Source organism: Sporosarcina sp. OR05, from assembly GCF_041414805.1.
GTDB classification, from domain to species: Bacteria; Bacillota; Bacilli; order Bacillales_A; family Planococcaceae; genus Sporosarcina; species Sporosarcina saromensis.
The window spans coordinates 16,675-36,130 of sequence record NZ_JANKJL010000005.1 but is presented as its reverse complement, the minus strand read 5'-3'; the positions used below and the strand labels follow the sequence as shown (position 1 = coordinate 36,130).

Here is a 19,456-nt window from a genome sequence, read left to right as displayed (position 1 = left end):
TCTTCAAACGATTTCCAAATGAATATGGGGGGTATTAAGTTGGTAATTAGAAAAAACGTAAAGTGGGACGTCGAAACAGATGTTGTTGTGTTAGGAAGTGGCGGCGCAGCGTTAACGAGTGCGATTCTTGCACATGATCAAGGTGCTGAAGTACTCATTCTTGAGAAAGCGGACCAAATCGGGGGGACAACTGCTTTTTCTGGAGGGATTCCATGGATTCCGAACAATCGCTACATGAAAGAACTCGGTCTTGGTGATTCACATGAAGAAGCAAAAACGTACATTACGAAGTTAACAGGTGGTAAAGAGCCCGATCCTGAGCTCATTGATGTGTTCATCGAAAACGGCGCGAAAATGATCGACTATTTACATGAGCATACACCTGTGAAGTTTGCGGTGCCTAAAGGATATGGAGACTACTACGCAGATTTGCCCGGTGGAAAGCAAGAAGGGAGATCGCTTGACCCTCTCCCGTTTCCATTAAACGATCTCGGCGAGTGGGCAGATAAAATTAGAAGAAATCCGATTTTCCCACCTCTTACATTGGCAGAAGGCGGCGCAGTCGATCCAGCTGACATTGACTTCAATCTTGTCGCAACACGAATGGAAAACAACATTACAACGATGGGAAGAGCGTTGGCGGGTAGTCTCTTTAAAGGCGTGCTAGATCGTGGCATTCCTGCACTAACCAAAACTCCTGGGAAAGAACTTGTGATGGATGACGAAGGTGCGGTCATTGGTGTTCGTGCAGAGACTGAAGAAGGTACTGATTTATTCATCGCTGCAAAGAAAGGTGTCGTCATTGCTTCAGGTGGTTTTGAATGGAACAAAGAACTTGTCCGTTCCTTCTTGAAAGGTGCCATTACACACCCTCAGTCCCCTTCTTATAATGAAGGCGACGGACTCATTATGGCGATGGAGGCGGGCGCAGCGCTCGGCAACATGAGTGAAGCGTGGTGGTCACCTGCCTATGTGGATCCTACGATTGAATACGAAGGAAAAGTATACAACCAAATAGACAGTCAAGCGCGTGCAATGGCAAATTGCATCATGGTCAATAAACAAGCAAAGCGGTTTGTGAATGAAGGATCGACCTATATGGATCTTCCAAAATCATTTTACACATATGATCAAAACTCACAGTCACATCCGAACGACTCATCTGTCTGGATGATCTTTGACCAACAATTGAAAGATCGCACACTCATCGTCACGATGGCACCTGGAGAAGACGCTCCTGACTGGGTACCACAAGCAGCTAGCATCCGAGAGCTTGCAGAGAAAATCCAACTCGATCCCGACCAATTGGAAGCGACTGTTGAGCGATACAATCAACATGCCGTCAATCATGTAGATCCGGACTTTAACCGTGGCAGTCTCCATTTTGAGAAGTTTGCAACCGGCTTTAAAGGACCTGAAGCGATGATCGGACCCATTGAAAAAGGACCATTTTATGCGATTCCAGTACATGCGGGGTCACTAGGAACAAATGGAGGGCCACGTATTAATGAACATGGACAAGTGATTAGCCTCCGCGGAAATGTTATTCCAGGCTTGTATGCAGCTGGTAACGCAGCGATGGGTGTCCTTGGAGGTGCATATCCTGGTGCAGGCGGGACGATAGGACCAGCTTTAACGTTCGGATATTTAGCCGGAAAGCACGTGGGTAATGTTGAAAGTAGAAGCATACACATTGAAGAGATCGTTTTAGCATAATAGAGGAGGAATTTAGAAATGCCTAGTGGTACACACGCACTTGAATTGGATTTACCGATTGAGAAGATATGGAACTTTGTCAGTGATATGAATCGATGGGCGCCGCTCGTTCCCGGCTACATTGAGCATGAAATTTTAAGTGACACGCAATCGACTTGGACGTTCAAAGGCGATATCGGCATCATGCAAAAAACCGTTAAGCTGAAGATCGACATTACAGAGTGGCAAGAGCCTTCGCTCGTAACGTTCAATTTGACAGGACTGAACGAAAACTTTGCAGGCAATGGTTTTTTTAAAGCAATTGCAGTATCTGAATTCAAAACCGAAATGGTCGGAAACTTGGATATTACAGCAAAAGGCATGATGGGACCGATGATCAATACAATCTTGAAAAACTTTGTGCCTAAAACTGCTGAAGACCTGACAAAAGCGATTGCAGAGGAAATTGAAAACATTGAACTGAAAAAAGTATAAGGCAGAACAAACCGGCAGCCCTCATTAAGAAGGCTGCCGGTTTGTTTACATTTTAATTCTCACTCATTGGTTGCTAATATACTTACAATTAGCTCTTCACGACTTCATCTCTCAAGAATATTTTTTCGTCAATTTTGAAGAAGTTTCTTGATCAACCTTCCACATTCTATCGGCTTCTTCCATGTTCGTCATTTCTTCTGTATGACTAAATTGCTCTTTGTACATGATTCTCGCCGCTTTTGGTGCTGCCCAAAATGTTGGTAATAGTATTAATGAAACTGGGATTGCTGTAACAACTATAAAAGATTGGATTGCATTAATCCCACCTTCACTGATCATTAATAGTACAATCGCTACCGCTCCCATGATGACCGCCCAAAATACTCGCATGCTTTTAGGTGGATGGCCATCTCCTGTAATGGCAACTGAAATGGTATAGGCCATCGAATCACCTGTTGTTACAACGAATAGAATGGTCACTAACAGGAAAAGAGGCGCAATTAAGGCATCTAGCGGGAGTTGTTGAGTGATGGCTACCATTGCTGCCGGCATACCACCTGTACTTAATGCATTTGACACAACACCTGGATTACCCAATTCATAAAAGATACCTGTTCCACCAACGACAGTGAACCAAAATGCCGTGACAATTGGTGCTGTAACGGATACTGCCAAAACCAACTCTCGGATTGTACGTCCACGCGTAATGGTGGAGATAAAAATTGCCATCATTGGTCCATATCCGAGGAACCAGCCCCAAAAGAAGATTGTCCAGGAACCAAGCCAAGCAGAATCACCACGAAATGTACTCATTGCAAGAAACTCCTGGAGATGAACACCACTTGCAGAGATAAATGTATCAATAATAAATCCACCAGGTCCGATTACTAAAATGGCAACCATTAAAATAAGTGTTATGATGACATTTAAATTACTCAGGAATTGGATACCTTTCCGCAAACCAGTGACTGCTGAAATCGTAGCAATGGCAACAACACTACTAATGATAAGGACTTGGGTTGTCAAGTTATTCGGCACTCCATATAGCGCTTCCATCCCATATGCAGCCTGCAGACCAAGGAAACCAATTGGACCGATCGTCCCTGCCGCAACGGCAATTATTGAAAACGCATCAATAATTGTGCCTAATGCACTTTTTCTCATAATCCTTTCACCTAGTAAAGGATAGAGCAAGGTACGCGGTTTTAATGGCATTCCTTTTTGATAATGTGCATACATCAATACAATCGTTCCTAATGTCCCAAGAATTGACCATGCAAGAAAGCCCCAATGTAAATACGATTGTGCAAACGCAGGAATTACTGCTTCTCTAGTTCCTGATTCAACACCTTCGAAAAGAGGTGGACGATCAAGGAAGTGATACATCGGTTCTGCTGCCGCCCAAAAAACACCTCCACCCGCTAGCAATGTAGTCATAATCATAGCCAGCCACTTAAAGTAGCCAATTTCAGGTTTTTGTGCAGCCCCTAGACGTATCTTTCCATACTTCGAAAACGCTAAGAAAAGCGCAATGAGAAACGTACCTAACAACAATATCTGCCAAAATGCACCGAAATATTTTATTGAAAAAGCGAACGATTGATTCACCATGTTCGATACAAAATCAAGATTAATAAATGAAGCAATTACAAAAGCAACTAAAAGTCCCCCACTTATGAGCAGAACGGGCCGATCCGTTTTAGGTTCGTATTTATTCAATGTAAAACCTCCTCGTCCACCATTTTGTAAACGCTTACCTTTTACGAAAGTGTGGAGAAATTATGCCACTTCCACAATGACATCAATTTCTACAGCTGCTCCGCGCGGCAACATCATACCTACCGCAGTTCGAGCGTGCGATCCAACTTCTTCACCAAACACCTCTACTAATAAATCAGAAGCACCATTCATCACTTTTGCCTGTCCCGTAAATTCAAATGCCGTGTTAATCATACCAAGCAATTTTACAAACTTCTTAACTTTTGATAGTTCTCCAACTTCTTCTTTAATGGTCGATAATGCAAATAGAATCGCCTGTCTGGAAGCCGCATAACCTTCTTCAATCGTTAGTGTATCGCCTACCTTACCAATTACGTCATATGAAAGGGATCCTGATAAAAACAATAGATTACCTGTACGCACACAGGAAATATAATTTCCTCCTTTTGCTCGTTTTTCTGGCAACTCTAAGCCAAGTTCCTTTAACTTATCCTCTGGTCTCATTGCTATCATCCTTATCATTAGAATAGTGAGTGTTGAATTTCATTTGTCGCATTCAACAGCTCAGATACATACGATTCCATCGTCTTCCGGTTCCATCTAAACAATGGTCCTGAGATAGATAATGAACCGATTACTCGTCCTTGTTGATCAAATACTGGAGCAGATAATGCCGCCACATTAGGCGTAATCTCTTCTTCGTTTGTTGCGTAACCAAGAATTCTAGTCTCTTCAAGTAATTCCTGTAAACGGCTACGTTCATCCTTTGGCAATGTGAGCAGAAGTCTCTCCTGCAATTCAGCTGACTGGAATGCCAAAATTGCTCGGCCACTTGCACCAACATGGAGTGGCATGCGCTTACCAATTCCAACAGATCGCTTAATTTCTTGTAAACTTTCATATTCTAGTACACAAATACGCATTTGGCCTGTCGGCATATAGAACCCAACTGTTTCTCCTGTGTCATGCCGTAACGACATAAGCCAAGGCTCAATGATTGGCGCAATTGGCATTTCACTCATGATTTTATTGGCATAATCCAAAAAGACTGTGCCTAATGAATACAATTTTGAACGCGGATCTTGAAATACCATACCTTCCATCTTCAACGTAGTGAGTAATCGATGAACGATTGTTGTAGACAATCCTAATCCTTTACTGATTTCACTAACGCCTTGTGGTCCTGACACATCATTTAAATAATTTATGACGGAAATTGCCCGTACAACCGTCGCTGAAACTTCTGGTGTTTTTTTCAAATGAATTTGCTCCTCTACAAATAATATAGATACTCGATTCTTTTTGAATATACTAACATATGCAGATTAGCAGAAAGAAGGGGAAAGACCAAGCTATCCCCTCTATTGAACTTAGTTACTGTTGATATAACGTGTTTTGTTCTGGCAATAGAAATCAACTGCTTCGCTTCCTAGTTCTTTGTACGTGCCCGTACTTGACTGCTTATATCCGCCAAACGGCGCTTGGAAGAATGTCCCTGTCGTTGTCATATTCACTTTCACAATTCCAGCTTGAATATCGTTTAACGCCCTGTTCATATATGTTAGATTTCTAGTACAAATAGCAGCCGACAAACCGTATGCCACATCATTTGCCACATCAATCGCCTCATCAATTGAGGAAATTTCAATAATGCTAATAACTGGACCAAATACTTCTTCCTGTGCAATTGTCATTGATGACTTCACGTTGCCGATTACTGTTGGTTCAACAAAGTATCCTTTTTCTGAACCTTCAAATTCAGGAATCCCGCCGCCAATCAGTAGCTCTCCACCCTCGTCCACTGCTTTTTTAATTAAATCCAATGTAGATTGACGCTCACCTTCACTTACTTGAGGTCCCATCGTTACATCTTTATCCATGCCATTACCGACCTTAATCTCTTTCGATTTAGCCACTAATTTCTCTGTGAATTCTTGACGAATATCTTTATGGACTAGTACTCTGCTCGTAGCGGTACATGCTTGACCAGTTTGTCCGTATCCTCCCGCAATCGCAAGTCCGACTGCCGCATCCACATCGGCGTCTTCCATCACGATTAATGGGTTTTTCCCGCCCATTTCAAGCAATACACGCTTCATACCCTTTGAAGCTTCTGTATAAATTAAGTTGCCTACACGATTGGATCCTGTAAATGTAATTGCTTTTACCGCAGGATGATGAATCATCTCCGTAACAAGGCGTCCAGGTCCAACCAATTGGTTCACAACACCTGCTGGAACGCCTGCCCTCTCAATAATTTCCACAAATTTTTGTGCTGTTAAAGGGGTTTCAGACGATGCTTTCAGGACGACCGTATTACCACTTAAAATGGCAGGAGCAATCTTCCAAGCGGGAATTGATAACGGGAAATTCCAAGGGGTGACGACTAACACCACGCCTAGTGCTTCCTTATGTAATTCAATCTGAACACCCGGCATATCAGATTCAATAATCCTACCCGTCATTCGGCGTCCTTCACCAGCGTAAAACTTTACAATACCGGCTGCATAGTTAACTTCTTTTAATGCATCGGTAAATGTCTTGCCTTCTTCCTGTACAATAATTCGAGCAATGTCCTCCGCTTCTTCTTCCATAATTGCTGCTATTTTAAATAAGTATTCGCCTCTAGCAGGCGATGGCGTCTTACTCCATTCAGGAAATGCCTGTTCAGCTGCTTCAATCGCTGCTTGCGCGTCCTTTTCAGTTGATTGTCGAACCGTCACGATTAGTTCATCATGATTAGCAGGATTTCTAATTTCAAGAATATCTGACCCTGATGTTTCCACCCATTCACCATTAATGAAGTTCTTTAACACTTTTACATCACTTTTAACTGTCATCATTTTCAATCTCCTCCAGTTAGTAAATTCTCTTGTTACGCCATTTCTCCCGCTCCACGCAAACGTGATTGGTCTGTTGATTCTACAAGCATCCGCTTGCCTGTTTCATTTAGTTCAATCCAAAGTTCTTTATTAATTTCAGCTCCATTTTCCCAAGATGACTGCCATTTCTGTTCAAAATCATCACTCGTTGTGATGATGTAAGAGGGATCTATTGTTTGCTGAAAATTTTCTAGCAACTCATCGATTACACCAATAGAAGTAGTACCGAAAATACAAAACTCCGTATATTCATGTGGGAGATTCAGGGATTCATCACCCCGCAAACCTAGTTGTCTATTTATCCAATCCACGACATCTTCATTGTTCCGTTTATGAATCATGATCGGAAATGCATAGCTAGGAGATGAGAGTATCAACGATGAATGGCTTGGCAATTGATATAGAATGATACTTCCAATCTTTTTCTTAGCTAGATAAATCGCTTGCTGTGTCAGCACACGTGACGGTCTTGTATCAGTTACACAAACAGCAGCAACGTGTTGATCTTGCAATTGTGCGACTAAATAATCTGCACAAGCTTTGCCAAGTAGCATACCACTTTGCTTACCACCATCTATTTTCGTAACATGATTCCGTTCCGCCACAATTTTCAATTCATCCAACTGACTTTGCAAGTGCGACAATTCATCAGCTAATTGTTGTAAACCATATAATCCGAGGAATTCAGCATTTGCTACGGTTTCTGCACCTTCTTCTGCATACCCATACGGAACCCCACAAGCCTGGAAGATTTTTTTACAATGGGTGTATAGTTCTAAGTGAGAGACACGCATTTCGCCAACTCCTTCTCCGCCTTAAATCCTTCCGAAAAGAAACGGTACCAATTCCCTCCCATAATTTTCGAAACTTCATCATAGGTCATACCACGCGCGGCTAAACCTTGTGCGATATTCGGGAAATCCACTGGCGTTTGAAACCATGCCGGCCACTCCGGCCAACCTGGACTCGATTTAGAACCCGCACCATAATCAATTTCATGAGTCCATCTTCCCATTCGCATCCAAGCAAGGAAGTCAACCGACATATTATGTGTTAAATCGGTGCCTATTCCGACGTGATCGACCCCCATAAATTCTACAGTTTGGGCAATCATGTCGCAGAATTCTTCTAATGTTGTACTTGCTCCGTTGATTAAGTGAGGGTACGCGCACACCCCTAGTACCCCTTTATTTTCACGTAAGGCAGCTAACACTTCTGCTGATTTGTTACGTTTCGTTGGATAGATCCAGTCTGGATTCGCATGCGTAATTGCAACAGGACGACTAGATAATGCTAATGTGTCTAATGAAGTCTTTGTACCGACATGCGACAAGTCAATGACCATTCCTACGCGGTTCATTTCCCTAATGACATTCTTACCGTATCTAGAGAGTCCTGGATCTACCTCTTCATAGCAGCTGCTTCCGATTAAGTTTTGATTGTTATAGGTAAGTTGCATGATTTTCACACCGAGTTCGTTAAACACCGAAACTAAACCTAATTCATCCTCTAAGGCAGATGTATTCTGTGCGCCTAAAATAATACCGAGTTTCCCAACTGCTTTAGCCGTTTCAATGTCTTCTCCTGTCTTAACAGGCATGACTAAATCTTGATGTTCTTCAAAGAAGCGATGCCAGCCTGCCACTTTACTTAATGTCTCACGCGCATTTTCCCATAATCCACAACAAGCGTGTACACAAGTCACACCACCCTTTTGTAGCATAAGGACAAAATCGCGGTCCCAATTACTTAATTCTAATGCATCAATAATCATCATATCTTTCGTATCTATCATCATTTGACCTCCTCTAAATTTGGTAAATTTGGATAGAACCAATCATCTGTAAAAGTCGAGCTACCTATTTCTTCTACTAATGGAGCCCCCTGAAATAGTGTAATTCTAACCCATCGATTCGATTTAGGATCAAACCGCTCCGCCCCAAAAATAGCTAACTTGCAGCGCAATAAATAGACTGGCAATAAATCTGCTCCCGTTAAATTCGTTTGAACCTCACTGTAAGTTAAGCCCTCCAATGATTGAATACGTCTTACAATCCCTCTTAACTCGGGCTTTTTCAGCAAGAATGAAGCTACGGATTGCTCACCATGACAAGATTCAATCTCAACAGCAAGTTGTTGCACTTGCTCAGCTATGTTCATGGGCATTGCAAGTTCATCGCCTGGGTCTATCCCCCGTTCTCCGATACGAGGTTCCTCTTTCTCTACTGATCGATACCAAAAGTAATGTCGAGCCTCTGGAGTATTAAAGTCATATTGAAAAGCCCAACCATATTGCTTTTTTAGTATTGATTGCAAACGATTAATCGACATTTCAGGCACTAAAAAGATTTGATCATCCGCATTTGTTTGGCTTTCCAAATCTTCAATCACTTTTGGATACAGTTCAATTAGTTGAGAGTTTACAAGTTCTTGCGCTTCAACCGAAAAATGATTTTGTACCTCCTCAACAAACTTTCTCCAGCTTTGACTTGTTCCCTGTCCAGCTTGTAGAACCCTTACAAAAATTTGTTCTGCAAGTTTCGAAATCTGTTTGACTTCTTTCGCTAAGTCCCGTGGATTTTCAAACAGCTCCAGCTCAGGGATAGGTGCATTGATTAAATAAGAATAGGTACGTTTTAGGTTATCGATAAAGCGTTTACAATCTTCTGAGGAAGGCTGTTGTTGCTTCGCACGTGCCAATGCAACTTCTCGAATCCCAATCCACTGATGCAGCAATTTAGGGTGTGAAATTAAAAATGGCACCATGCCTAAACCTGTCGCATTACCCGTTCCTAACAGTTTCTTTACTTCAGGCTGCAATTTAACAGCACGCGGATTTCGCTTACTTGCGATGTGTTCGACCATTTCAAAACTAAAGTGCCGTAGCATATAAACCGCAAACATCTGGGCTTGAAACGCTCCACTAAACGTATGATTGTCTTTCAATTTTTCATAAGGAGCAATTCCGAATTTGCCATTTCCATATACTGCAGTTGTCCTGAAGAGATAGCCAATTTCATAAATAAAATTCAAGTCAGGTTGCTCACCATTTGAGAGCGCTTCCACGACATGGTTAAAAACTCGTTCACTTTTATTCGCTCTTGACCAGACGAGATCTGTCACATCTCCTCGTCCCATTTCTTGCTTGGGTAGTTCCTGTCTCATTTTTTTCAGTTTTATTTCAGAAATAGTTCCTTCACAAAGGGCAAAAGTTACGTCCCATTTTTCGGAAATGACACGATCGCTTCGATTTTCATCACTAATTTCCCGCGACAATGCAACAAACGTATAATGGCCTTGTGGGGTAGTAATTGTATAAAGTGCTTCACCATAACCATCGTTATCTAAATTAAATGCCGTGCGTTCTATTTTCCAATTTTCTCTCATCAATTTGCGTAGCATAATACGTAAAAAGCTGAGACTAGATGAGCGCATTGCTCCAAGTCTTTGGATTTGCATTACTTCAGAAGCGGATCTTAGTACATCACAATCGTTTATCGCATGGTTGACCATCCTAAACATCCTCCATTCTTCTACCCCAACATTATTACGATTATCGGAAAGCGTTTCCGAATTTATAGTTTTATCTTAAACCCGTAAAAATTCTCTGTCAATAGATTTGTTTAGAAAAAACAAAACCCATTAAACCTTCTAAATTTTTGTAGGTTTTTGTAGTTTCGAATAATACACCTAATTAGCCATCACTCTCTACTCGTTGAAGTACTGTATGAACGCATTTGACAAAAAAATCGGAAGCTCTCTGTTAAGAGGGCTTCCGGTTGTAGACACTATTCACCTAGCCTTAATACGGTGCAATGAAAACCGCATTTTCAGAGAAACGGGAAACGTGTGCCTCCCCCTCCTCTACCCATTTTTCGCTATACGGGATGGGAGCATCTGGATCATCCGGTTTTTGGAACTGATCCAACCCAACAGCTGCCAGTACAGGGCTATCATCATCATCCAAGCCAATGTTCAACACATGTCGAATGATGAACGGTTTCCCAAACTCAATCATGGCTGAATCTTCGTCAAGCATCCCATCAATGACGTCAAACGGTACACGTAAATAGATGGAGTCATCTCCATCTTGATGAAGAATTGTATCAAAATAGCCTTTGTCAAAATCCCAGTTCCCACCCATTTGTAAACCATGCTCCCCTAACACGGTGCACGCGTCACCAAACAATGCTTTTTTCCCTGGCATGGATGTTTTCAGTTCAATCATGTTCATTCCTCATTTCTGTTATTTTGTTACTGCCATTTGAAGTCATCACTAAGTTACAAGAAGGTTCTTTCTTCAAATTTCAAATAACGAATAGCTGCCAGCCTCATCGAAATCCGTCACTTGCATCACTCGATCTGAGAATCCCTCAACGGCAGTTGACGTTGTTCCCATTAGAAGTGACAACACTTGAACATTCTTTTCACTTTTCCTATCAATAAAACGTTGTAAAAATTCCTCACTTACATCGTTTTCCCCATCCGTTACGAAAAGAATATCTGCACGTGAAAATTCACTTTCTGCAAGAACTGCTAGTGCATGCTCAAGTGCTAATGAATAATCCGTACCGCCTCCTAGATACGTTTCTGCCATATGAATTAACTGTCGGGCGGTCATCCGGCCTTTTTTGAAAGTAAATCTTTGGACCTCAGTTGAAAACAAGAGGACACATAAATCACGGTTCTGTTTTTTAGCAATCGATAAGAGAGCAATGACGAATCCCTTCGCCTGTGTATCCAACTCACTCATACTGCCAGACTGATCGAAACAAAAAACAATGGGACCTCTCCCCGTATAATCTCGTTTTTTTTGGTCGTATTGCATCGTCTCTCCTTCAGCAAACTTCCGGAGAAACGCTTTTTTCGCCACGGGATGTTTATACATGCCGAGTTCTGCTGGAAGTAATCGTTCCACGTCTTTGCCTTGTACGACCCCTCTCCGTTCTGCAGCATCGATATACGTTGTATGGCTTTTCTTTTGTGCAATGCGCGTAAAATGGCCAGCCCATTCTGCAATGTTTTTCATTTGCAGATCGGTTGCAATTTTTTCAGCAATCATCAGCTTTTCACGAAGTGGCACTTTTTTTAGCTCCGCATCACCTTTGCCAACACCGGTTCCGCCCATTAAAGAAACAAGACTTTCTTTTGTATGGAGCGCTTCATCCATTGCTTCTCCAATTCGATTCGCAAATCGTTGAGGGTTCAGTTCGATAGCCAATTCCAGTTGTTCATTCAAAACAATCGTTTCCTCTTCAAATCCATCTTCTATTTCTTCTATTTCTGATTCAGTTTCGTCCGATACTTCGGCTTGTCCATTTTTTACAGATACACCTTGCAAGCCACCTTCTCTATTTGCCGCCAGTTCTTCCGCCAACCACTGATTAAGTTTTTCTCCCATGATTTCCGTAAAGATAGCAGCCGTAAGAATATTCAATCTCGTATACGTTCTAAAACGTTCAAACTGTTCATGACGCATTACTTGTTTCATAATTGTACGGTTAATATCTAAATCTCTATCCAACCTGCTTCGAACCATCATCGGTTTCATCTTATAGAAGGAAGCCCAAATGTCTTGCAACAAAGACTCAATCGTCGGCAAGTCTGATGCATCCCGAATTCGTTGTAAACCTTCGGACATTTCAAAAACGCCTTGGAAACGCCTTTTTTCAAATGTATCCGTCTTTAGGACCGAGCGCTGATCTCGAATGATTTTGCTAGTTCGCATGCAGCTCGCCTCCTTTTACATTCTAAAGAACACACCCTCTGTCTCATTTTGCTCACTTGTACTGTCAACTGTCCCATCAGTATACTGTTCATCCACTCTGCTATTTTCAACTTCCTTCGATAAGCTTGTCAGCTTGTTCGATAACTCGATAATCTTAGTTGCTTCAGCTGGTTCATCCTCTTTTAATTGTTCTAAATCCCCAACGAGCACTTTCAACTTTTCCATCGCTTCCATCCCCGCTTCAGCTGAATGGTCCCTCACTGCCATGTCATAAATTTCTTCCGCTTCCCTTTCAATAGTTGCGAGCGTCCGTTCTACTGAATGAGTTGTATAACGCCGAATCACGTTACAGACCGTTTCTTTCTGATCGAGCGTCTCCCACAATGCATTTTCTAAAACAGACAAGTCACCTAGTTGGACATGATTCCGCTGATGAAGAACCGCTTTCGCTTTTAACACACAGAGCGCTTGCTTGAATCGTCGATCAGAAGGTCGAATTCCTTCGTCAAACAACGCCTGCCGAATCGTGACTAACGTTTCAAACACTTTGTCAGGCACGTGAACATTGTCTGTAAGCTCTTGCAGCTCGTACAACTCCTTCAAATTCATCGAAGGCAATTCCTCCATCTTCCCCTCGCTTTTCAGCATCGAAAGGAAATTCTGTTCATCTTCAATGTAGGAGATTTCATAGCGTAGAAAAAACCGATCGAACAACGCTTCTAGCCCTTCCCCTTCTTCCGGGTACTCATTGGAAGCACCAATGACAGAAATGAGTGGCGTCTCCACAGGGGCGTCACCGTTGTAGAAAAGACGTTCATTGATGAGTGTCAATAAACTGTTTAAGATTGCTGAATTCGCCTTGAAAATTTCATCCAAAAAGACAATTTCTGCTTCTGGCATTTTATTAGCCGTATTGCGTTTGTAAACACCCACTTCCAGCTCCTTTAACGACAACGGTCCAAATACTTCTTCAGGTGTACTAAACGGCGTTAGTAGCCATTGAAAATAGTTCGTCCCGTCTATGATTTTCGCAAGCTCTGTCGATAAAGCAGATTTCGCTGTTCCGGCAGGTCCAATCATTAATAGATGCTGTCGTGCTAACAATGCCAATAAAATCCCTTCCACTTCATGTTCCCGTTCATAAAACTTGGCATTCAGTGACTGTTTTATCTCTTCCAACTTCCTTAAATTTGGATCCATGTCACACAACCTTTCTTAAATACCAACTCTTTTATACCAAGCGTGCATCACTATACTTCAAGCAAAGAGTGTCTGTTTGTTCTTTCGTACCCTCTTTCGGCTTGTTTCACTCTTAATCGTTCAATGTTTTTGAATTTAAATTAGACAAAGGTAGTACAAGCGTGTCATATCGTTTATCAAACAAAAAACCCTTTCCCTGATGTAGGAAAGAGTTTATCTGTTTACTATGCAATTAAAACACTATTTACACGAGCAACCTTCCACGAAAACCTCTTGCAGCATAATAAGAATCTGCGCCATTATGGTAGACAAAAACCGTTTCGTAACGGTAATCGCAAAACAATGCACCACCAAGTTTACGAATATCCGGTGGAGTCTGAATCCAACTGGACGTCTTTTTGTCGACATGCTCGATTTGTTGCAACATCCGATACTGTTGCTCATCGACTACTTCAATCCCCATCTCAGCCGCCATCGCCATTGCGCTATTTTCCGGCTTGTTTTTCTTCCGCTTTTCAAGCGCTTCTTGATCGTAACAAACACTTCTCCGTCCTGCTGGGCTTTCAGGTGAACAGTCACAGAAAATATATGCGTCTTGGACTTTGTCGAACCCTATCACATCAGGTTCTCCACCGGTTCTCTCCATTTCATGTAGCGACCATAGTTTTTCAGGCATGTTCTCTAACTTAGTTTGAACATCTGCCCATAACAAGTCTTGGTGGCGGTGCATATTAGTTTCGAAACGGTCTTGCAGAGTAGTCAATAGTTCATCACGTTGTTCAGTAGATAGTGTTTGACCAGCCGCTTTATTCGCCATATGAATGACCCCTTTTGTAAATTGTATTTCTTAGAGTATACATCATGAACAGGATGAATAATAAGTATCACACTGAGCACCTCGGTAATTAAAAGGAACGTATGATTAGTATGTAGTTAAACTTTGTTCAATAACTTGCAAATAAGCTATGGTATGATGGAATGAAATGATTACATTGTTCGGAGGAAATTATGAAAAAAGTCGCTATCATCCAAGACCTGTCTTCGTTTGGTAAATGCTCCTTAACTGCCGCGATTCCTGTACTATCCGTGATGGGGGTACAAGCCGTGCCTTTACCGACAGCGATATTCACAGCACAAACAGGTTATCCTAGTTATTTCAGTGAAGACTTAACAACGAAAATGCCATATTTTCAACAAGAGTGGGACAAGCTTCAAGTGACATTTGACGGGATACATACAGGCTATATAACAGGGAAAGATCAAGTACAACATATCCTTCAATTTCTCGATCGGTTTAAGAGTGAAAATACACTTTTACTCGTGGATCCAGTCATGGGAGATATGGGAGAAGCATATACAAACTTTGATGAAGAATTGTTGCAACAAATGCGCGAACTTGTCACTCGTGCAGACGTGATTACACCGAATCTAACAGAGTGCTGCTTGCTAACAGGCTACTCCTATGAAAGACTCAACCGATACGCCGACAAATTGGACTATTTACAAGCTGTCCAAGAAGCAGGCCATCAATTGCAACAGATGACGGATGCACACATTATCATTACAGGCGTCAATGCCCCGAACGCAAAGCACGCAGAAGCAAGCATCGGGAACATGTACATGAACGGCGAGTCGTCCACCTTCACTCTCGTTCCCTATAACGGCAAAAGCTATTCAGGCACCGGAGATTTGTTTGCTTCTGTGATAATGGGGAGTCTGATGAGAGGAGAAGACATGACAACAGCAATCGAGCATGCTGAAACGTTTTTGTCTGCAGCGATACGAGATACGGATATGGAGGGCGTCCCGACTGTTGAAGGGATTAACTTTGAAAGGTATTTGCGGATGTTGTTGTGAGTATCTGATTGTCTTCGATGATAAAAACACATCTCGATGCCATCGCTAAGTAAAGCGGTGGCATTTTTTATTATACTAAGTATAAAATGACCGTGCTTATAATTAATTTATAACTATATATAACTTGTAATATAAATTACGGTATAGAGTAATTTAGTATTGATTTTATCTGTAATTTAAATTACTATATAAAGTAATAGGAGGTGTGTTTAGTTGAGTGATGACAATTTACGCTTAAATGTTTCTCTACTTAGAAGGAGAGTACCAAATCTAACAAGCGCCGCGAAAGCGATTGGCTTGCGAGCAGCAACGGTGTCTAACCTTTGCACAGGGAAGATTTCTGTCGGCAAATCCGAAGTACGTACGCTTGTTGCGTTAGCTGATTTAGCAGGTTGCAGTTTGGATGAATTGATTATCAGAGGGGAGAAGATGGAAATGATCGAAACGAAGATTAAGACGTTGGATTTGTTTGCACCATTAGCAAAAGGCGGTACAGTTGGTTTAGTCGCACGCAAAAACATGGGGCAACTTGTCGTGCTGAGTGAATTGTTCTTTAGACTAAAGAATGAAGGATTTACTACCATCTTGCTACTGCCTAAAGGTGACTATCCCGAGCTGTCAGATGTCCTAGAGAACACGGAAATGACAACACAATCGATTGAAGAAACGTACGAAAAGATTGCTTCGTTGGGTGTCGAAAATGAAATCGCCTTCGCAGCGGATAGAAGTCATGTCGTGTCTGGACAAATCTATGAAATGCAAGAACGGCTACAACAAATTGGAATGGATTCTATCACAACGTTTTTACTGGATTTGACTGGAGATGTTATGGATGAAGATCTTCCGTTTGGTCCACTTGAAACTCTTTGGCAGTTCGATGCAGATTTATCCGCTCGTCATTGCTACCCTGCGGTAGATCCAATCAGTTCAACTTCTTCCGTACTGGAAGGCGCACATATGGATCAAAATCACTTTTTCATCCAACAAAGAGCTCAAAAACTACTTCGACGATACAGAGAATTACGCTCCTTAGTAAACGTAAACGGCATTGAGAAACTACCCGCCGCTGAATTACAAACATATAAACGTGGAGAACGTTTAGAAGCCTACATGACTCAACCCTTTTATGTAGCAGAAGAATTCACAGGAAAAAAAGGTGAGTCAGTTTCATTACAAGAAACGTTAAAAGGTGTGCAAGCGATTTTGGATGGAGCCATGGATACGAAAGATGTTGAAGAGTTGTTGTATGTAGGGAAATGATAGTTAATGCTTGAGAGTTTTATTCGGAAACTCAATCAGCTTAATGAAAATAGACCTTCTAATAACACAAGATGAAAACTATATTATCGTGTTCACAAGCAGCCATTCATTGAAATTAATGTGGTTGCTTTTTTTCCATTAGAATTCTACTAGCATGTTAAAGAAGAGATTTAATAATCTGTGCTTGGACAGGTAAATAGCTCACTTTTTATATCATTTATGTGGTCCTCTCATACACAAGCTTGACTCCTGCGTGTGGTGCATTAACTTCAGCTTCCCCTACCTAGATTCAACTTAATAATTTTCTCAACTTAGTTTCCCCTTAATAGACTAACGTATTTTACTAGTTGTATCGCTTCTCACGCCAAACCGTTTCCCTCCATCAAAAGTCGTAGAAAAGTTCAAGCTTTTCTACGAGGTGAACCCGAATTCTCGTCGATATACTTTAGATAGCAAGAGATAAAGGAGAGTATATCATATGAAAAATAAAGTAGTACTGATTACAGGAGCATCTAGAGGTTTAGGAAGGGCGTTAACAATCGCGTTTGCAAAGGAAGGCGCAAAACTCGCAATTTGTGCGAGATCTGAGGAAAGTTTGCAGATGGTAAAAAAAGAAGCCGAGGCTTTCGGTGTAGATGTGTTGGCCATTACGGCTGATGTATCGAATGCTAGGGATGTGGAACGGTTTGTCGCAACAACAGAGAGTGCCTTCGGTCAGATTGATGTATTGATTAATAACGCTTCGATTCTAGGGCCAAGTCCGATGCCTATGCTTCTTGACTATCCTGAAGAAGATTTTGCAGAGGTAGTAAAGGTGAATGTCAATTCCACTTTTTTAGTAACGAGAAGAGTGATTCCAGGCATGCTTGAGCGAAACAACGGGTCAATTATTAATGTAACTTCCGAAGCGGGCAATACGGGTTATGCGGGCTGGGGAGCCTATGGTATCTCGAAATTCGCGATTGAAGGTCTTACCGAAACATGGGCAGATGAGTTAAGCGAGACAAATGTACGGGTAAACATGGTAGACCCTGGAGAGATGAATACAGAAATGCATCGTTTAGCGGTGCCTGATTGCGATTATCCTTTAGCAGAACCAGAAGATGTCGTGGATGTTTTTCTATACTTGGCATCCGCTACTTCTGAAGGAATTAGTGGAAAACGATTTGAAGCACAGTCAGAAGGTGAATCTTGATGGCCGTTCAGTCACTAGACTTCCACCTTCCTGATGAATTAAATGCCTCTCATCCCCCTGAAAAAAGGGGGATGAGAAGAGATCATGTAAGGATGATGGTACTCGATCGGACAACAGGTGAAGTTCGCCATGACCGATTCAATCATTTACCGAACTATCTTCAATCTGGTGATCTAGTCATTCTAAATAATAGCCGCACGATACCTGCCGTGTTAAAAGGAACGTGGATAAGGAACTCAACAGAACTGGCAGCACAAATTGAAGTTCGTTTGGCAAGACGTCGGACTGAAGATACATGGGATGCGTTACTCATCGCAAACTCCGTTAACATAGGCGATAACATACAGTTTTCATCTGAGTTATCGGCCACCGTTGTCGCCAACAAGGAGCATTCGCCATTAAAAACCATTCAGTTTTCAAAGAAAGGAACGGATTTATTCCATGATATCTATTTTCTCGGCGAACCGATACGCTACGAATATATTAACGAGCCATGGGCATTAGATTGCTATCAAACCGTATTTGGCAGTCATCCGGGCTCCGTCGAAATGCCATCCGCTGGTAGAGCCTTTAGCTGGGAACTCCTCTTTGCGTTAATGCAAGGTGGAGTCCAGATTGATTATATCCAACTGCATACTGGATTGAGCTACTTACTCGATGACGAGTACGAATCAACACCAGAAGATCAACCTGAAGAATATTACATTTCCGAACGCACAATGCAAAGGATTCTCGAAACGAAAGCCTCTGGAAAACGAATTGTTGCAGTAGGTACAACGGTCGTTCGTGCTCTTGAGACTGTTGCGCATAATAACGTACTTTCCGGCACAACAAATCTTTACATCAATCACCATACTCCGTTGAAAATAGTGGACGGAATGATTACGGGTCTCCACGAGCCAAAAGCTAGTCACTTAGAAATGCTCACTGCTTTTGTATCGGAACAGCATTTACGATGTGCCTATAACGAAGCGATAACATCTCGCTACCTCTGGCATGAATTCGGGGATATGAATTTGATTATTTGATTGAACTTAGAAGGAGGCGCCTATGCGTTTTCATCATGTCGGGTTAGAAGTTACGAATCTCGAAAAATCTATGGCATTTTATCAACAGCTTCTCAATCTTGAAATTGAAACCCGCTTCTCTTTTATGAATGAGGACATTGTTTTTCTAGGCTCGAAGGATTACAGGCTAGAGTTAATTGAATCGCAAGAAGACGTGAGAACAGTTCATATTTGTTTTGAGGTACCCAATCTTCACGAAGTAATGAACCAATTTCATCGTACTCAAAAGCTGGAAGGTCCTTATGAGCTGGAAAACGGGTGGCAAACTGTCTTTTACGAGGGACCAAATCGAGAAATCATCGAGTTCATTCAAATTGGAAATACGCTATAATAACTTATAAGTAAACAATGCTGGAGG

General features: G+C 41.8%; 18 protein-coding genes. 7 read left to right on the top strand and 11 right to left on the bottom strand.

Going from position 1 to position 19,456, the window contains the following annotated elements; translation table 11 throughout:
* Positions 1 to 39 precede the first annotated feature (39 nt).
* Together NRI27_RS09795 and NRI27_RS09790 are read left to right on the top strand one after the other, a co-directional pair.
* Positions 40 to 1,716, top strand: coding sequence for an FAD-dependent oxidoreductase (locus NRI27_RS09795; RefSeq protein WP_371390521.1), 1,677 nt, complete (start codon positions 40 to 42; stop codon positions 1,714 to 1,716).
* An 18-nt stretch (positions 1,717 to 1,734) separates the two neighbouring features.
* Positions 1,735 to 2,190 carry an SRPBCC family protein gene (locus NRI27_RS09790; RefSeq protein WP_371390520.1) on the top strand — a complete coding sequence of 152 codons (456 nt, stop codon included), beginning with the start codon at positions 1,735 to 1,737 and terminating at the stop codon, positions 2,188 to 2,190.
* A 111-nt stretch (positions 2,191 to 2,301) separates the two neighbouring features.
* Here the strand turns inward: NRI27_RS09790 and NRI27_RS09785 are convergent, their stop codons facing one another.
* The 11 genes from NRI27_RS09785 to NRI27_RS09735 all read right to left on the bottom strand — a co-directional run bounded on the left by NRI27_RS09785 (position 2,302) and on the right by NRI27_RS09735 (position 14,536).
* Entirely contained in the window at positions 2,302 to 3,909 is a 1,608-nt protein-coding gene (locus NRI27_RS09785) for a BCCT family transporter (RefSeq protein WP_371390519.1), read from the bottom strand.
* Between the two features lie 60 nt (positions 3,910 to 3,969).
* Positions 3,970 to 4,413 carry a RidA family protein gene (locus tag NRI27_RS09780; protein WP_317944193.1) on the bottom strand — a complete coding sequence of 148 codons (444 nt, stop codon included), beginning with the start codon at positions 4,411 to 4,413 and terminating at the stop codon, positions 3,970 to 3,972.
* 17 nt (positions 4,414 to 4,430) lie between these two features.
* The gene (locus NRI27_RS09775; protein ID WP_371390518.1) at positions 4,431 to 5,168 is read right to left on the bottom strand and encodes an IclR family transcriptional regulator; all 738 of its coding nucleotides are present in this window, start codon (positions 5,166 to 5,168) and stop codon (positions 4,431 to 4,433) included.
* A gap of 111 nt (positions 5,169 to 5,279) precedes the next feature.
* Positions 5,280 to 6,752, bottom strand: coding sequence for an aldehyde dehydrogenase family protein (locus NRI27_RS09770; protein ID WP_371390517.1), 1,473 nt, complete (start codon positions 6,750 to 6,752; stop codon positions 5,280 to 5,282).
* A 32-nt stretch (positions 6,753 to 6,784) separates the two neighbouring features.
* Positions 6,785 to 7,585 (bottom strand): DUF3726 domain-containing protein, encoded by an 801-nt coding sequence (locus NRI27_RS09765; protein ID WP_317944197.1) that lies wholly within the window; start codon positions 7,583 to 7,585, stop codon positions 6,785 to 6,787.
* Positions 7,567 to 8,586 (bottom strand): membrane dipeptidase, encoded by a 1,020-nt coding sequence (locus NRI27_RS09760; RefSeq protein WP_371390516.1) that lies wholly within the window; start codon positions 8,584 to 8,586, stop codon positions 7,567 to 7,569. Before NRI27_RS09760 ends, NRI27_RS09765 begins: the two co-directional genes overlap by 19 nt.
* Positions 8,586 to 10,304: a hypothetical protein gene (locus tag NRI27_RS09755; RefSeq protein WP_371390515.1), complete on the bottom strand. Its 1,719-nt coding sequence runs from the start codon at positions 10,302 to 10,304 to the stop codon at positions 8,586 to 8,588. The genes NRI27_RS09760 and NRI27_RS09755 overlap by 1 nt, the downstream gene beginning before the upstream one ends.
* 289 nt (positions 10,305 to 10,593) lie before the next feature.
* Positions 10,594 to 11,019, bottom strand: coding sequence for a YugN family protein (locus NRI27_RS09750; protein ID WP_371390514.1), 426 nt, complete (start codon positions 11,017 to 11,019; stop codon positions 10,594 to 10,596).
* 72 nt (positions 11,020 to 11,091) lie between these two features.
* Positions 11,092 to 12,519 carry a vWA domain-containing protein gene (locus tag NRI27_RS09745; RefSeq protein ID WP_371390513.1) on the bottom strand — a complete coding sequence of 476 codons (1,428 nt, stop codon included), beginning with the start codon at positions 12,517 to 12,519 and terminating at the stop codon, positions 11,092 to 11,094.
* Positions 12,520 to 12,534: 15 nt separating this feature from the next.
* Positions 12,535 to 13,719, bottom strand: coding sequence for an AAA family ATPase (locus NRI27_RS09740; protein WP_371390512.1), 1,185 nt, complete (start codon positions 13,717 to 13,719; stop codon positions 12,535 to 12,537).
* A gap of 244 nt (positions 13,720 to 13,963) precedes the next feature.
* Positions 13,964 to 14,536, bottom strand: coding sequence for a DUF4256 domain-containing protein (locus NRI27_RS09735; protein WP_371390511.1), 573 nt, complete (start codon positions 14,534 to 14,536; stop codon positions 13,964 to 13,966).
* Positions 14,537 to 14,727: 191 nt separating this feature from the next.
* Between NRI27_RS09735 and NRI27_RS09730 the strand changes: the two genes are divergently transcribed.
* The 5 genes from NRI27_RS09730 (at position 14,728) to NRI27_RS09710 (ending at position 19,429) form a co-directional block, all read left to right on the top strand.
* Positions 14,728 to 15,576: a pyridoxamine kinase gene (locus NRI27_RS09730; RefSeq protein WP_371390510.1), complete on the top strand. Its 849-nt coding sequence runs from the start codon at positions 14,728 to 14,730 to the stop codon at positions 15,574 to 15,576.
* A gap of 213 nt (positions 15,577 to 15,789) precedes the next feature.
* Positions 15,790 to 16,836 (top strand): ATP synthase beta subunit C-terminal domain-containing protein, encoded by a 1,047-nt coding sequence (locus NRI27_RS09725; protein ID WP_371390509.1) that lies wholly within the window; start codon positions 15,790 to 15,792, stop codon positions 16,834 to 16,836.
* A gap of 478 nt (positions 16,837 to 17,314) precedes the next feature.
* A complete protein-coding gene (locus NRI27_RS09720) occupies positions 17,315 to 18,031 on the top strand; it encodes an SDR family NAD(P)-dependent oxidoreductase (protein WP_371390507.1) in 717 nt (238 codons plus the stop codon).
* On the top strand, positions 18,031 to 19,059 hold the full coding sequence (locus tag NRI27_RS09715) for an S-adenosylmethionine:tRNA ribosyltransferase-isomerase (protein WP_371390506.1): 1,029 nt from the start codon (positions 18,031 to 18,033) through the stop codon (positions 19,057 to 19,059). The genes NRI27_RS09720 and NRI27_RS09715 overlap by 1 nt, the downstream gene beginning before the upstream one ends.
* A gap of 22 nt (positions 19,060 to 19,081) precedes the next feature.
* Positions 19,082 to 19,429 (top strand): VOC family protein, encoded by a 348-nt coding sequence (locus NRI27_RS09710; RefSeq protein ID WP_317944217.1) that lies wholly within the window; start codon positions 19,082 to 19,084, stop codon positions 19,427 to 19,429.
* The last annotated feature ends 27 nt before the right edge of the window (positions 19,430 to 19,456 follow it).